The organism is Odoribacter laneus YIT 12061 (genome assembly GCF_000243215.1).
Taxonomy (GTDB): Bacteria; Bacteroidota; Bacteroidia; order Bacteroidales; family Marinifilaceae; genus Culturomica; species Culturomica lanea.
On sequence record NZ_JH594596.1, the window covers coordinates 888,948 to 890,479 of the forward strand.

Annotated in this window: 1 protein-coding gene and 1 pseudogene; both read left to right on the forward strand. The window is 46.5% G+C overall.

What is annotated here, in order from left to right:
* Positions 1–1,064, forward strand: a 1,064-nt coding sequence (locus HMPREF9449_RS16550) for a formylglycine-generating enzyme family protein (protein ID WP_009135906.1), incomplete at its 5' end; no start/stop codon positions are given.
* 157 nt (positions 1,065–1,221) lie between these two features.
* Positions 1,222–1,532, forward strand: a pseudogene (locus HMPREF9449_RS16690) (PEGA domain-containing protein); the annotation flags it as partial.

Below are 1,532 nucleotides of genomic sequence, written 5' to 3' on the forward strand. Positions count from 1 at the left end.
AATCCTTCTGGAGGGGAGAAAATCCGGAATTAAAAAAAACGGGAGAAGGCCAGTATCCTCGTCCGCAGGAAGTTCCAGCAGTTCCTCAACGGAGCTACTGGAAATGGATAGGGTTCGTATGTATTTTATTAATTTGCGGATTCGGAATCGGTTATTACTTTAGCCGTCCGGTGGAGTCGGGTATAGGCATCCCTAAAGTGGAGGGAGAAGTAAGGCAGACAGAGGAACGTAGGATTCTGAACGAAAACGAGGAAAGACTGCAAGGGGAAGAGGAATCGTTCTACCAGCCAGCAGAAAGGGAAGTTTTGAAGCCTACGAAGGGACAGGTAGCCAAAAATGGTTTGCTAATAAATTGGTCCTCTTCGGTGACGCCCAAGCAGAAGGAGATATTGAGTCGTTTGGTTGGGAATATGGTAAAAGTGGATGGAGGCCGTTTTCGGATGGGAGCGACTTCGGAGCAGGGGAATGATGCTTATAATAATGAGAAACCAGTTCATGAGGTAACGTTAAGTGATTATTATATGGGGAAGTATGAGGTGCGGCAATCGGAATGGGAAGCCGTTATGGGTAGCAATCCTTCTCATTTTAAAGGCGAAGATTTACCAGTAGAGCAGGTGAGTTGGTCTGATTGTCATAAATTTATTCAGAGATTGAATGTTTTGACAGGCTTAAATTTTAAATTACCGACGGAGGCCCAATGGGAGTATGCAGCCCGTGGCGGTCGGTTGAGCAAAGGCTATAAATATTCAGGTAGTAATAATTTGGGAGAAGTCGGTTGGTATGGGAGTAATTCCGGGACTTATACGCATCGGGTAGGTGAAAAACAGCCGAATGAGTTGGGCTTATATGATATGAGTGGAAATGTCTGGGAATGGTGTGAGGACAGGTATGGGGGGTATAGTGTTACTTCTCAGAGAGATCCGTTAGGAGCTGCTGATGGTTCTCACCGGATGTACCGGGGCGGTAGCTGGAATAGTGAGGTTAGGAATTGTCGTGTGTCGGTTCGTTACGACTTCGCGCTTGGTCACCGTTACGACAACCTCGGCTTCCGGTTAGTATGTTAGTTTTCCTGATCTTCTGGTCTTAAATCGAGCTAAAAAAGAGGGAAGAAGTCGCACGAAGGGTCTCCCGGAAAGGGCGGTTGTCGCCGCTCCAAAGGGAGACTGGACGAGAGACGGTGGGGAAAATAAAAAAGATTTTGGAAAGTAATTAGAGTAGTATATGAGGACTTTATTTTTAGCTATATTATTATTGTTGTCGGGATGGGTGGAAGCCCAGCAGCTTTCTGTGAAGTCATTTCGGAAGTTGGAGAATGATCTTTCGGCTCGTGGGAGTGAGGGGCGTACGGACCAGAACGGGGATCGCTGTGCGATTATCAAGATTGTAACGACAGAAACTGGATTTGATTTTGATCCGGATGCCTTGGGAAGTATGGGGAGTATACAAAAGAAGGGAGAGATTTGGTTGTATGTGCCTTATGGAGCGAGGCGTTTGACGATCCGGCATGCTCAATTGGGGATGTTGCGGGATTA